12 protein-coding genes are annotated in these 13,885 nt (G+C 53.8%); 7 read left to right on the top strand and 5 right to left on the bottom strand.

What is annotated here, in order from left to right:
- Positions 1–1,134, top strand: a complete 1,134-nt coding sequence (locus tag DDY07_RS06980; RefSeq protein ID WP_171695334.1) for a methyltransferase — start codon at positions 1–3, stop codon at positions 1,132–1,134.
- Positions 1,135–1,327: 193 nt separating this feature from the next.
- On the opposite strand, the gene DDY07_RS06985 is transcribed toward DDY07_RS06980, so the two are convergent.
- Positions 1,328–1,648 carry a hypothetical protein gene (locus tag DDY07_RS06985; protein ID WP_171695335.1) on the bottom strand — a complete coding sequence of 107 codons (321 nt, stop codon included), beginning with the start codon at positions 1,646–1,648 and terminating at the stop codon, positions 1,328–1,330.
- A 230-nt stretch (positions 1,649–1,878) separates the two neighbouring features.
- Here DDY07_RS06985 and DDY07_RS06990 point away from each other — a divergent pair, with 230 nt between their 5' ends.
- On the top strand, positions 1,879–2,163 hold the full coding sequence (locus tag DDY07_RS06990; protein ID WP_133120677.1) for a hypothetical protein: 285 nt from the start codon (positions 1,879–1,881) through the stop codon (positions 2,161–2,163).
- Positions 2,164–2,257: 94 nt separating this feature from the next.
- Here DDY07_RS06990 and DDY07_RS06995 read toward each other — a convergent pair whose 3' ends face one another.
- Entirely contained in the window at positions 2,258–2,497 is a 240-nt protein-coding gene (locus DDY07_RS06995; RefSeq protein ID WP_033156179.1) for a hypothetical protein, read from the bottom strand.
- 238 nt (positions 2,498–2,735) lie between these two features.
- On the opposite strand from DDY07_RS06995, the gene DDY07_RS07000 reads away from it, so the two are divergent.
- Entirely contained in the window at positions 2,736–4,127 is a 1,392-nt protein-coding gene (locus DDY07_RS07000) for a glycoside hydrolase family 30 beta sandwich domain-containing protein (RefSeq protein WP_171695336.1), read from the top strand.
- Positions 4,128–4,133: 6 nt separating this feature from the next.
- On the opposite strand, the gene DDY07_RS07005 is transcribed toward DDY07_RS07000, so the two are convergent.
- Positions 4,134–7,301 carry a hypothetical protein gene (locus DDY07_RS07005; RefSeq protein ID WP_171695337.1) on the bottom strand — a complete coding sequence of 1,056 codons (3,168 nt, stop codon included), beginning with the start codon at positions 7,299–7,301 and terminating at the stop codon, positions 4,134–4,136.
- Positions 7,302–7,815: 514 nt separating this feature from the next.
- Here DDY07_RS07005 and DDY07_RS07010 point away from each other — a divergent pair.
- Together DDY07_RS07010 and DDY07_RS07015 are read left to right on the top strand one after the other, a co-directional pair.
- The gene (locus DDY07_RS07010; protein WP_171695338.1) at positions 7,816–8,319 is read left to right on the top strand and encodes a sigma-70 family RNA polymerase sigma factor; all 504 of its coding nucleotides are present in this window, start codon (positions 7,816–7,818) and stop codon (positions 8,317–8,319) included.
- 6 nt (positions 8,320–8,325) lie between these two features.
- Positions 8,326–9,291, top strand: a complete 966-nt coding sequence (locus tag DDY07_RS07015) for a FecR domain-containing protein (protein WP_171695339.1) — start codon at positions 8,326–8,328, stop codon at positions 9,289–9,291.
- A gap of 27 nt (positions 9,292–9,318) precedes the next feature.
- Here DDY07_RS07015 and DDY07_RS07020 read toward each other — a convergent pair whose 3' ends face one another.
- Positions 9,319–9,708 (bottom strand): PIN domain-containing protein, encoded by a 390-nt coding sequence (locus tag DDY07_RS07020; RefSeq protein WP_171695340.1) that lies wholly within the window; start codon positions 9,706–9,708, stop codon positions 9,319–9,321.
- Positions 9,705–9,899, bottom strand: coding sequence for a type II toxin-antitoxin system VapB family antitoxin (locus DDY07_RS07025; RefSeq protein WP_033156185.1), 195 nt, complete (start codon positions 9,897–9,899; stop codon positions 9,705–9,707). The genes DDY07_RS07020 and DDY07_RS07025 overlap by 4 nt, the downstream gene beginning before the upstream one ends.
- 265 nt (positions 9,900–10,164) lie before the next feature.
- Here DDY07_RS07025 and DDY07_RS07030 point away from each other — a divergent pair, with 265 nt between their 5' ends.
- Together DDY07_RS07030 and DDY07_RS07035 are read left to right on the top strand one after the other, a co-directional pair.
- Positions 10,165–12,591, top strand: coding sequence for a TonB-dependent receptor (locus tag DDY07_RS07030; RefSeq protein WP_171695341.1), 2,427 nt, complete (start codon positions 10,165–10,167; stop codon positions 12,589–12,591).
- 13 nt (positions 12,592–12,604) lie between these two features.
- Positions 12,605–13,819, top strand: a complete 1,215-nt coding sequence (locus tag DDY07_RS07035; RefSeq protein WP_171695342.1) for a PepSY domain-containing protein — start codon at positions 12,605–12,607, stop codon at positions 13,817–13,819.
- Positions 13,820–13,885: the final 66 nt, after the last annotated feature.

Raw genomic sequence — 13,885 nt, forward strand, 5'->3', positions numbered from 1 at the left:
ATGACATTGCAAAAGAACGCCGGCGCGGTGCGCCGTTTAGCCGGACTCGCCAGATTCGGCGCCTGGCTGCAAAATCTGCCCAACAAAATCGTGCCGCCGCCGTTCCGCCTGATGCAGATCGGTTCGGCCTATTGGCAATCGCGGGCGTTGTATGTCGCCGCGCGGTTGGACCTCGCCGGCGCTTTGGCCGAAGGCGAAGCTAGCGCCCAAACTTTGGCCGACCGGGTCGGCGCCGACGCCGATGCCATCTACCGCTTGCTGCACATGCTGGCGGCGCTGGGCGTGTTCGAGGAAGTCTCGCCGCGTCGCTTCCAAAATAACAAGCTTTCGTCTTGTTTGCGCCCGGATCATCCCCAAAGCGTGCGGGCGATGGTGCTGATGCACAACTCGCCGGAAATGAGCCGGCCGTGGTTCGAACAATTGGAACAGGGCGTGCGCTACGGCGGCGTGCCGTTCGAATTGGCGCACGGGCAGGCGTTTTACGCCTATATGGACAACCATCCCGAATTCGATGCGTTGTTCGCGCAGGCGATGGATAGCGTGGAAGCCTTGGCCGGAGACAGCTTTGTTACCGATTTGGATTGGTCGCGCTTCGAGCGCATCATCGACGTCGGCGGTTCCAAAGGCGCAAAATCGCTTGCCATCCTCAAACGCCATCCGCAGCTTACGGCGTTGGTAGCCGACCGCGAACAGGTTATCCGAGGCGCGGCGCAGTTCTGGCAGGAAAAAGGCGAGGGCGCGGCACTGCAACGCATGCGCTTCGAAGCCTGCGACCTGCTGCAAGCCGTGCCCAAGGCGCAAAGCGGCAAGGACATTTACCTGCTGAGCGCGGTGCTGCATGGCTTCGATGACGACACCTGCGTCACCGTGCTGCGCAATGTCGCGCAAGCTAGTGCAGATAGCAGCGCTGCCATCGCCGTGATGGAGATGGTGATGCCGGATAGTCCGACCGACATCGCTGCAGCCTCATTCGACATGCAAATGTTCGTCAACACCCGCGGCCGGGAGCGAACGCTGGCCGAATGGCGGCGACTGTTCGATGCCAGTGGATTGGTACTTCAAGAGGTGGTGAGCTTGCGAACGTTCGGGAAAATATTGGTGCTGCGGGCGGTTCACAGCACCGGCAAGGCCTGATTCCGGAATTGGAATGGCGCGAGTTCGCCTACGGATGAATTTCGGCAGGCTTGGTCATTTCACGGCCGGACGGCCAACAGCATGTCCGGCGGATGGTTGTTGTGGATCTTACCGGCAAGTCTGAAGGCAATCGACGCAGGGAAGGAAAACCTGAACCGCAGGTCAAGCGTTTCTGCTTGATAGGGCTTGTTGCCTAAAGGCCTTTTTCCTGATTTTCTTCTTGGGTTTCGATTGCCGTTGGCTCGGGAGCATAGTCTTTGGAATCGAGTTCAGTTTGTTCGCATTTACCCTTCAATAATTCGATAGCGCCGGGCCAGCAGGATGCTTCGACGTAAAATTTGGCATACCAAAGAAAGGCGACGCCGGAGCAGTCCTCATGGACAATCTTTGGCTGTACGCTGACATCGTCTTCATAAACTCTTTGCACTTTGCAAAAGTGAACAGGTTCGGACCAGGCGGTATTCGTTGTCAGAGATAACAGGGCTAGGGCAGATATTTTTTTAAGAAACGTCATCTTTTTATCCAAAAATGCTAAAGAGTAGTTTCAATATTCGGCTTTACCATGTTTAAAGTCAAAATTTACATCTGATTTTTTCCGTAAAATACCAAAAACTCAGGGAAGGGAGCTTCTAAAAACCAAAGGAAACGCTATGCTCCGAGACAGGCAGAAGGTTAGAGACTTCCGGGAGACAAGGCGATAATTCAGCAGCGATGGCTTTTCGTCGCAACAAACAGGAAATACAAATGTATTCGTCAGATGATGAAATCGGCATTATCACTGCCTTTGTGGAGCAATTGGAAGAGCAGTCTATTCCGCGCGCGTTGGCCGTTAAAAAAAGAGTGGAAGAGGGCGATACGCTGAACGAGATTGAAATCATGCATTTTGAACAAATGCTTTCAGAGGCCAGCACGATGATGCCGCTATTGAAGCACCACCCTGAATATCAAAAGTTGATCGCTGAATTAGCCAATTTGTACAACGACATTTCGGAACGCGCTTTGAGTAACCAGTTAAACGGCAAAACCTAAAAAGCCGACGCGCTGAATATAGATCAGCTGTGATTTAGGCGCACAAAAAAGCCGGGCGTACCCGGCTTCATGGAACTGCAACGCTAAACGGCTGCTATTCGAAAGAAACTTCTTCCAGACTGGCTAAGCAGCCTAGTCCTCTGGCAAATTCTTGCAATTCGCTCGCCATATGAAAATTAATGATGGAGTTCGTCTTTAGATCCACAACGGCGTATTCGACAATCGTATCGTTGTTCTGCAACCTCGGCTTGTACTTCAATAACTTCTTCGACTCCTTGGCCAGCTTACGATTTAGCCGAGTGGTTAGCGCGCGAATTGAAACCAATTTTTTCATATCCGATCTCCATACGTTAAAACGGAAATCGCAGTATAAGTGATTTTGACGGTTTTATGACATTGCCCAACAAAAAGCCTGAGACCCTGAGCACAATGTGTGGATTGTGCAGTTTTCACGATGGTATTAAACAGGCGGGAAAATTAACTGGCTAGCCTGAGCAAAGTCGATAATATAGCGCCATGCTGTTTGTATTAAATCCGGCGGAACCGCTTCCGCATTAACCATGAGGGCTGTCATGTCTGAGCAAACCAACGCTTTTCAATCACAATCTTCCGAAAGCGAGGGGCGCGAGCCTATAGAGATTTGGCTGACGACTGCCGACCAGCATGCTTTGCTACAACCACAGACCAGTGGTTTTGGTTTTAACAACCCTCTCGGCGATGTGCCGTTAATAGCGGTCGATACCGGCGATGTTTATCAAACCGTGGAAGCTTTTGGCTTCTCCTTGACCGGCGGCAGCGCCATGCTGATAGCGGCACTGCCCAAGGTCGAACGGCAAGCTTTGTTGCAGGAACTATTTTTGCCTGATGGTGACGGGATCGGCGTCAGCTGTTTGCGGCTTAGTATCGGCGCTTCCGATTTAAGCGAGCGTTGCTTTAGCTATGCCGACATGCCTGATGGTCAGACCGACATGGAACTCGCGCATTTTGATTTGAATGCCGGCGATATGTACGTTATTCCGCTACTGCAAGACATTCTGGCGCTCAATCCAACTATTCGAATTATTGCCACCGCCTGGTCGGCACCACGCTGGATGAAGACTAACCAAGCGTTTATCGGCGGCAAACTTAAGCCCGAATGCTATGCCGTCTACGCGGCGTATTTGGTGAAATATCTGCAAGCGATGCGCGAACGCGGCATCGTGATTCACGCTATCACGCCGCAGAACGAGCCGCTTAATCAAAAAAACGAGCCGAGCATGGTAATGGAAGCGCCGGAACAGGCCGAAATTATCAAGCATTATTTGGGACCGGCCTTGCGCGAGGCGGGATTAGCCGACGTGGAATTGTTTTGCTGGGACCACAATTGCGATGTCAAAGAGTATCCGTTGACGGTGTTCGCCGACGCCGAGGCTCGGCAATATCTCAGCGGCTCCGCATGGCATCTTTATGGCGGTGATATTTCGGTGTTATCGGAAGTGCATCAAGCTTACCCGGACATGAAACTGTATTTCACCGAACAATGGGTGGGTTCGGACGGCGAATTTGGCGGCGATTTAATGTGGCACGCCCGCCACGTGTTGATAGGCTCGTTGCGGCACTGGAGCAGGGCGGTGTTGGAATGGAATTTGGCCTCCGATCCGTTTTGCGGGCCGCACACGCCGGGCGGCGAAGCCCGCTGCGTGGGCGCGTTGACGATAGACGGCGATCAGGTCACACGCAATGTTGCTTATTACGTGATTGCCCACGCGGCGAAGTTTGTCCGGCCCGGTTCCGTGCGGATTGATTCCGGCGTGCAAAACGACTATTTGCCGAACGTTGCCTTCCTCACGCCAGCAGGTTCTATCGTATTGATCGTGTTAAACGACGCAGCCGAGCCGCAAGCCTTTGCTATCCACTATCAAGGCAAAAACGCGCTTGTTGAGATACCGGGCAGAGCAGTGGCTACCTATGTGTGGGCAGCCTAGCGGCATTTAGCCCAGTAGTACATCGACCCGGCGAAATTGCCCTAAACGTAACGCTTCTGCTACCGGGCCTGAGACACTGGCTGCGGTTAGGGTCTGTGTCGTGCCGTCTCGACCATACAGCCGGTACTCAATCGGTTTAACCGCCTCCTGACCAAAAGTATTCAGGCGCTGCGGATTGCGGTAAACCAGTAGCGTCGAACCGAAGAGCGTGCAGGTCGCACTAGCGGCCGGCAAGGTTTCAGGCTCGACAAACGGCGTGGCAATTTGTGCTTCAGCGGTAAAAAACGCGGCAGCCAACAGCGGTGTCGGTTTAAACGCCAACACGCCATCCGCATACACAAACGGCGCCGGCCCCAGGAACAGATGTGTCCACAAGTGCAAGAACTCCACAGTGGCGCCGGATAAACGGGCCACGCAGCCGCGTCCGTGCTGCCGGGCATCCACCGTAAAACCGCTGCTGACCAGAAAACTGGAGGCTTCGATGGGATTGCGTTTGTACGCGCCCGGATCGTGAAACGGTAGCAAGAGCGTTTCGATGTGGGCGTAAAACTCTTCGATCAAGCCGGCACGCACCATTTCCAACACAAACTTGTAATGCATGTGTAAAAAGATCGAGCCATTCTCCAGCCAACCGTAGTTAAAAACCCCGATGCGCCCAAAGTCCAGTGCTTTGTCACCCAAGGGTTCGTTGACCCGATACATGCCCAGTTCGCGATCAAACAACTCGGAGTTTTGCACGGCTTGATAGAGTGATTGCGCTTGTGTCGGATCGGCGATACGCAAGGCATGCACAAATCCTTCCAGGAATAAAGGCAGCGGCTTTTGCTGAAAGCGCGTGACGGCAATGCCCCCGGTTTCCAACTCATGATATTGCTCTGCCTCGTACGCAAAATAGGTGACGATGCCATGGGGCGTGCGGGCTTTGTCGATGGCGGCGTCCAGATAATGGGTTACCAAGCGCAGGAAGGCTTGGATGTCGCTCAGCGCCAGTGAGCGTTCGGCACCGGCAAAACCCATGAATACCTGCTGCCGATACGTTTCTTTTAGGATGCCGCATTCCTGCCATAACAGTTCCGGCGTCAAATCATCGCGAGTTAACAACTTATGCAACGCCGACACAAAGTCGGCCAATTCAACGGGTACGGCGCACGCGCCATCCAATTGGTTCAGCGTGCTAAGGGTAAAATCCACCAGGCGCTTCAGCTCGATGGTTTCGTTGACCGACGAACCTAAAATGCCGGGTAAGCCGTTTAGCGCATCGCACCAGCCGGGCCTATCGGCTTCCATCTCGATACCTACGCCGGCGGGATCGAGCGTCGCCAGCTTGTTGGCGGCCAGGGTCAGAATCTTCCCCAATAAACTGGTGTAGACAATCTCGCCGTGACCGGCTTGCGAACGTACTTGATAACGGCGCTGCTGTCGCGCATCGATCAATGCCTTTTTCTCCGGGCAATAGCGCACGGCATTGTATTGGCGCACGCCGTTTGCGGTGACCACATACTTTTGCGCGCGCGGCGCCACCCTATGGGTAGGGTCAAAAAAGCTGTAGGTTTTGTCCTGAAATAAACCGGCCAAACGATCCGGAAAAATCGTCGCGTAACTAAGCAATAAGTCCACCAGATAGGTCCAGTGATCCGACCAATAACCGCGGTCGAATTCAGCATCTTCCAATTCTTGGGCGTGGGACAAAACAGTAGTCAGGATGTTTTCCGCATCGTCCGCGGCTCCCACGATTTCCACCAGTTCCGCATACTTAAATTCTTTGTGTAGCAAGGGCTCCAGTTCTGGAAAACGCCCGTAGAAGTGCGCAAAATTTGCCGGTGCATCCACGACAAACCGCGAGTTGCGCAAAGCACAAGGGTTATAGCCATCCGGCTGAATCAGATTGAAAAAATAGCGAATGTTCTTGGCATCCAAGGCCGGGTCGAAGAACAAATCCATGCGCCGATTTTGCAACACATCGCGAAAATCGCCGTTACCTTCGGAATAGGGCGTGTCCTGCAATAAAAAATCGTTGTAATCGCGTTCCAGATCGCCGTGCTTGCGACCAAACAAATACAAATGCGCGCCGCCCGGCACCGGCATGGAAAAGCCGCCGCGCAAACCGTTGTCCAGATAACATTGGCGGGCGTGAGCATCGAATAGCGGCTGGGCGGTGGCGGTGAACGCGCGTTGCCTGATGTTATTAACCAAGCTACGATTGATCTCGCGCTTTGCCTCGAAATAGCCTGGTTGCAGAGCTTCAAGCAGAAATTGATCGAAAATTCCACGGGAGCCGGCGTGACCGTACACGCCGTAAAACACCCGGCTTTCACCGGGCTGCAAAGACAGCTTAAGATGTTGAAACGCCGCCGGCGTTTGATTGCCGCAGACTTGCTCGGCAAAGTCCAAGGGCTGGTCTGAAAAAAATCGCTCCGCTTGCGAAAAATCGCCGGCCAAACCAAAAATCCGCTCCGGATCGACAATAGCTTGATTGTGCTGACCATCCAAAAAGCCGACGAAGAAATTGCCGGCAATCACCGGCTCCACCTGCGGGCTGTCGGTGGGCCAGACTTTCAAGCGATAAAACGGCCGATTTTCCGCCGCGCCCTCCACCCGCATAAAGGCCTCGGACGTGCGGCTCATGAATTTGAGGATCCATTGATTCATCGCATAAGGCAGCACTTGCGGCAAGCCATCGACGATCTCGAGGTGTAGGGCTTTATCCATGGTGTTGGCAATCTCTACCCGCCGCAGCAACCCGGCAACCGGCGCTTCGGCTAGCGTGAACACGTCGGCGCGCAAGCGTAAACCCAGTGGGGGATTGACTTCCTCCACGCCTACTTCATGCGGAGTCACGTAAAGACGTTGCTTCACCTCCAGCCCAGCACCACGTTGAAACGGCTCGTATGGGCGAGTATGCTGGCCGTCGTCAATTTTCAAAAACGTGCGAAACCCGCGCGACGGCGTCAGTTGGTAGGCCTTGTCCGCCGGGAAAAACTCTAAAAATGCCCCGTCCTTATTCCGCACCCCAAAACTGGCAATCGCCTGGCCGCGATTCACATAAAACGCCCAGGCCGGACGTCCATGCATGCCGGCAATCCCCGGCAGAAAGCTGGCGAAGGGGGCACAGTCGTTATACTGTTCGATGACAAAGCATTGGTCACCGGCGAAGAAATAGCGGGGCTGATTCATGGGGATACCGTTGTTTTCGGGATTGAAAGTACTACAACTCTAGCAAGCGTTTTGCTAAGTGCCAGCATGGTTCCTACGCCGCGACAGTTCGCTTTAAAAAAGAAGGCTGATGTGTGCAGACTGCATGGTTTAACAACCGGCAGAGCGCTTAAAAAATTAAACTGCGTCATATGCCACAAACCAATTCGGTTAAATCCCCGCCTAAGCGGTCTTTTCTGCGCTCATTTATCCATGCAAGTCGCTGAGCTACAGTTAGTCCCCAGTTAACACCGCGGAAAGTCCCCCTGTAAGCCGTTGAAATAAAATAATAAGCTGGCAAGCGACGCACAGGCGCAGTCAAAGCCCTATATTCGGCCCTAAATTTGCTTTGTTTATAGGTTTTTATAAGAAATCGCGCGTCTGAATTGGCCCTTACCCTGATTGTGGCAACCTCCATGAGCACACAACACACTGTCCGCCCCTGTTTATTCTTGATTGGATTCACACTCATTTTGCACGCTGAAGGACATAAATCATGACAGCCACAATAATGCCCGACAAAGGGTTGGCTGAGTTCTACCAAGAGCATCATTCCTGGCTGCTCGGTTGGCTAAACCGCCGCGTTCAATGCCGCTTGCAGGCCGAAGACCACGCGCACGATACCTTCATGCGCGTCCTTACCGCACAGGATATGCAAGCCATTCGCGAGCCGCGCGCCTATCTGACAACCATTGCCAAAGGCTTGTTGATCAATGATTGGCGCCGCTCTGCTATCGAACAAGCCTACTGGGATTCCGTGGCGGCGTATCCGGAGCCATTGGCGCCATCGCCCGAAGAGCATGCCATCATCCTCGCCACCCTACAGGAAATCGATGCCTTGCTGGACGAACTACCCGCCAAAGTCCGTGCCGCATTCTTGCTGTCGCAACTGGATGGCTTAACTTATGTACAGATAGGGCAACGCTTGGGGGTTTCCGATAGGATGGTGAAAAAATACATGGCCCGAGCGATGTTGCATTGCCTCACCGCCACACTATAAACAATCATGGCTAAACGACATCATCCGGACATTCACCCCCGCATCCTGGCAGAGGCAGCGGAATGGTTTGCGGTATTGGGATCAGGCGCTACCAGTCAAACTGAACAGCAACAATGGCAGGCCTGGCTGGCGTCGCATCCCGCGCATCGGGCGGCTTGGTCTCGGGTGGAATTTTTTACCCATAAATTCGATGGTCTGCCCACGCAAACCGCAGCGGCGGCCTTAGGCTCGCCGGATATGCAGCGCCGTCAGGCTCTTAAAAACTTGGCGATTTTGGCTGCGGTAGGCTTGTCCGGCTTTGAGTTGTGGCGGTCCGATTATCTGAGCGGGTGGCGAGCTGATTACCGAACCGGCATAGGCGCCACGCGCAGCCTTAGCTTGGCGGATGGCAGCCGCATCGAGATGGATGCGGCTAGCGCTATCGACGTAGACTTTTCAACTGACTTGCGCAGAATCCGCCTACTAAGTGGCGAAATTTATATTGAAACCGCACCGGACAGCAACGGCCAGCATCGCCCGTTCATCGTAGATAGTGCGGAAGGTCGGGTTAGGGCAATTGGTACCCGCTTCAGCGTTCACCAACAACATGAAGAAAGCCAAACCAGTGTCTACGCCGGTGCCGTGGAGATCACCCCAAGCGGCCCCGGTGCCAGTCGCCAGACCTTAAGCGCCGGACAGCAAGCCCAGTTTAACGCCCAAGCCATCGCCCCCATTCAAGCCACCGAACTCAATCAACCGGCCTGGACCCAAGGCTTTTTGTTGGCGGACAACCAGCCGCTGAGCGAATTTGTGGTGCAACTCAATCGCTATCACCATGGCTATATCACCTGTGCGCCGGAGATTGCCGAACTGCGCATCGTCGGTGCCTACCCCATTCATGACACCGATCGGATTTTGGCCGAGCTGGAAAAAACCTTGCCGGTTAAAGTATCGCAAGTGTCGCCGTTGTGGGTGAGGATTGAGCTGCGTTGAGTTTTGCGCTGGCGGCCCATGGCAGGCTCAGATAACCTGCAAGCCCAAAAGCTGTTGGAATGGCAGAAAATCCTTATCCGAATGCAACAATGGCATCTGCTTTTCAATACAGAAAGTAGCAATCAGGGTGTCGATGGTTTTGCGAATGGTGATACCTTGCCTGCGTAGACTTCTAAAGTTTTCCGCACTCTTTAAACTAATCTCCCTACCAAGCATGGTGTGCATGGGCAAAGCACATAATATCGCTTTTGCGGTTTGGTAATCCTGATCGTTGCGAAAACCCTGCAACACTTCCATCAAAATCAAATCACCCGTGCACACAGGCTTTACACCTAGCAAACCGTCCAGTTTTTGGGTAGCGATGGTTTCCGTGCCGTTGAAATAATCGATCCAAACACTGGAATCGACCAAAATCACCGCTCAGCCCGCATTTGGTCTAAATCGCCTTCCCACTTTAATTGACCTTTCATTTTTTTGATGGCTTCCTGCTGCTTTAGCATCAATAAAGTTTTTAAGCCCTGTTCGACCGCTTCGCGCTTGGTTTTAATGCCTGTCACGCTTAAAACATCGGCCATTAGTGCTTCATCAATCATGATATTGGTCCGCATCGGAATCTCCGTGTGTATGATTTTTGAAAATCATACATCACAACTAGCGATTTGTCTCCGCCCATACTATTTACCAGGCAAACCGCGCATATGCACAATGATGCACGGAGAAGCCTATAAAAAGCATAGGTTAGTAACTATTTGATTATTAACAACATAAAAAAATAATTGCAAATAATCGAAAAAAATTCACCTTTGCGGTTCCCTTTTTCGCGTTTCGATTGGCAAGTGAATTGAAACCTAAACAAACCAAGGGAGTGACCCCATGTCCAAGCGAAAACCCAAGCACCCCATCGACAAAACCAGCAACAGCGTGCAACAGGCCATGACCGGTTTGGTGCTGGCAACCTCGCTGGCGGCCATGCCCGCGCTTGCCGCAGAAACAGCCGGTGTCGAGCGCAGCTATCACATCAGCAGTGGCACCTTGAGCCATGCGCTAAGCCAGTTCGCCGGCAACGCCGGGATTATGCTTTCGGCAGATGCCCGTTTAACCGATGGCAAAACCAGCCAGGGGCTGGAGGGCGAATTTACCGTAGAGCGAGGTTTACAGAAGTTGTTGGTGGGAACTGGCTTGACCTACACGTTTACGGCGGGTGATGCGGTGGCGATTAAAGTGGAGGAAGCGCCTGCTGACGTATCGACGTTGCCGGCGGTGAGGGTGGAGGGAAAGGCGGTTTATGATTCGGCTGATCCTTATAACCCGGATTACAATCGGAGAAACGCTTCAACTGCAACTAAAATCGACACGGCACTGATGGAAACTCCGATGTCCGTACAGGTGATTCCGCAAGCAGTTATTCGCGATCAACAAGCCTTTCGTTTGCAGGATGCCTTGAAAAACGTTAGCGGCGTGCAGCAAAAGTCTTCGAATGGCGGCACCACCGGTGGTGCCGATGCGTACGTGGTGCGCGGCTTTGAATTGGGCTTTAGAAGCAACTACTATCGCAACGGCATCCGCATGCAAAAAAGCAGCGCCGACTTTGCCAACCTTGACCGGGTTGAAGTCGTCAAAGGTCCGGCTTCCGGCTTGTACGGCCGTATCGAAGCCGGCGGTTTGATCAACGTGGTGACCAAAAAGCCCTTGGCCGACCCTTACTATTCGATCGAACAACGCTTTGGTTTCTACGATTATTACCGCACCGAAGCTACCGCGACCGGCCCGGTCACTGACGACAAATCGCTGGCCTACCGCTTGGACATGTCGTATCTCGATAGCAATTCGTTTCGGGACAACGTCTTTAATGACCGGATATTTTTCGCCCCCAGTCTGAGCTGGAAGCCTACGGATCGCACCGAGCTGAATCTTTCGGTGGAATACCTGGACGACGAAAAAACGTACGACTCGGGACTGCCGGTGACCGGCAACCGGGTCGCGCCGGCGCCGATTTCTCGAACCTTCGCCCAGCAAGGGCTGGCGGACAAGGACTCCTACTGGTTGGTCGATTTCAATTGGTCGCACAGCTTCAACGATAACTGGAAGATCAGAAACGGTATGGTCATTGTCGAAGGTGACGCCAATTTGCAAGAAACCTATGCCGACGGTAAGGCGGCGGTAAACGGCGATACGCCGCGCGGCGCCTGGTTTGGCGGTTTGGGGTACGATACTCAAACCGTGTATCTGGATTTGACCGGCAAATTCAATACCTTTGGCATAGACCACAACATGCTGATCGGTGGCGATTATTACCATCAGCGCACGCGCGACCAAGCGACGGCGCGTGCTCTGGATACGGTCAACATTTTCCAGAGCATGCCCTTGTTTGATGTACAAGCCGCCATGCAGCCACCATTTGGTTATAGCGCTATCGAAGACAATGAGTGGTTTGGGGTTTATGGTCAGGACGAGATCACGTTGTGGGATAAACTCCATGTCATGGGCGGTTTGCGTTACGACATTTCAACTTATGGCTACGGCTATTCCGATCAGAATTTGGCGCTGGCCGGTGCCGCTTACGACGATATTGAGGAAAACAATTTAAGCCCGCGCGTCGGCATTCTCTACGAGGCGAGCGACTGGTTGTCGTTGTACGGCCATTATGTCGAGTCCTTCGGTGCTAACAACGGCCGGCAGGCGTCCGGCAAGCCGTTTGCGCCGCAGACTTCCGAGGAATTCGAGGGCGGTATCAAGACCTCGTTCTTCGACGGCAAGTTAACCAGCACTCTGGCTTACTACCATTTGACCAAGCAAAACGTGCTGACGCCCGACCCGGTGACGCCAAACCTCAGCGTTGCCATCGGCGAAGCGCGCAGCCAGGGCTTGGAATGGGATGTCAGCGGCCAGTTGACCAATGCACTGAGCATGATCGGTACCTATGCCTATACCGATACCGAAATAACCAAGGACAACTCCGGCGTCCAAGGCAACCGTTTACCCTACGCGCCATTGCATTCCGGCAGTTTGTGGATGAAGTACGATTTTCAACAGGACTTCCTAAAGGGCTTCAGCGTCGGCGCCGGCATTTATGCCGCCGGTTTGCGCTATGGCGACCGGGACAACAGCTTTTATGACGACGCATATGCCCGCCTGGACTTAATGGCGGCTTATCGTATGAATATCGGCAAGACCCGCCTGACTGCCCAGGTTAACATCAACAACGTGTCTTCGACCCAGTATTACATCCAACGCGCAACTTGGTCGAATAACCCGGCGGAACCGTTGATGGCTTTTGGTTCGATTCGTCTGGAATATTGAGACGGGGCAGGGGATGGGCAACGCTGAACCGGTACTTTCCCACTCCGCCCGGCGCTTAACTAAGCTAAAACGCCGCCGCAAGTTCTGGCTGCAAATTCACTTGTGGCTGGGCTTGCTGGCCGGTTCGGTTTTATTGATTGCCGGCCTGACTGGTAGCATCATTACCTTCTGGCAGGAGCTGGATGCGGTGTTGAACCCGACCATGCACCAGGTTTCGGCGGCGGCAGAGGGCGCAGCGGCTTACCGGCCGCTGGACGAGATTGTCGCGGCCGCCGATGCGGCGATGCCGGCCGACGCCAAACGCGGCTACATTTATTACCCGCGCCACGCCGAACAAGCCTTCTGGCTGTTTTACGAGCAGCCGGCCGGCGGCGAGGCACGTCAGCATACCTGGAACGCCTTCGTCGACCCTTACACGGCCCGAGTCACGGGCATCCGCTTGTGGGAGCATGCGGACGATTTATTAGCCGGCAGCCTGATCGGTTTTGTATTCAAGCTGCATTATGCCTTACTGCTGGATTGGGACGACGGCAGCTGGATCGTCGGTACCGTCGCCATTTTGAGTGCCATTTCAGTACTGACCGGTTTGATTTTGTGGTGGCCGCTGACCGGACGCTGGCGCAGCGCGTGGACAATCAAACCGCGGGCCAGTGTCGAGCGCTTCAACCACGATCTGCACAAAACCCTGGGTTTTTACAGCGGCTTGATTCTGTTCGGGGTGATGCTGTCCGGGGTGTATTTCAATTTCGGCGAGCCATTTCGCGGGCTGGTCGATTGCTTCTCGTCAACCAAGCCGCTGGAACAGTTTCATTCCGTCGCTCGCCCTGGCCCTAAGCCCCTCTCGGCAGAACAAGCCTTGACTCTGGCCGACCAAGCCACGCCGGCCGGCCAGTGGTATTGGCTGAAACTGCCCGATGCTGCCGATGGGACGTTCATTTTTACCAAACACGTTGATTTCGGCGGTGTGTTTCGCGGCCGTTGGCAAATAGTCTTAGACCAATCCGACGGGAAAATTCTGCATGTTGCCACGCCCTTGTCCGGCGGGGCCGGCAACGTGTTTTTACAGTGGCAGTGGCCGTTGCATTCCGGCCAGTTTCTGCGCCTACCGGGCCGTGTGCTGGTATTGGCCAGCGGGCTGGTTTGCGCGGCGCTGTTCGTCACCGGTTTGATTCGCTGGCTACAAAAGCGAAGGGCTGCAAAACAAGTGCGTATTCGAAAGCCTAACTAAACTTGTCGCAGGGCCGTAGGGGTGAGGCAAGAACCCCAACATGATGGCCTATCCCAATATTGATGG

Origin of the sequence: Methylomonas sp. ZR1, assembly GCF_013141865.1 — a bacterium.
Taxonomy (GTDB): Bacteria; Pseudomonadota; Gammaproteobacteria; order Methylococcales; family Methylomonadaceae; genus Methylomonas.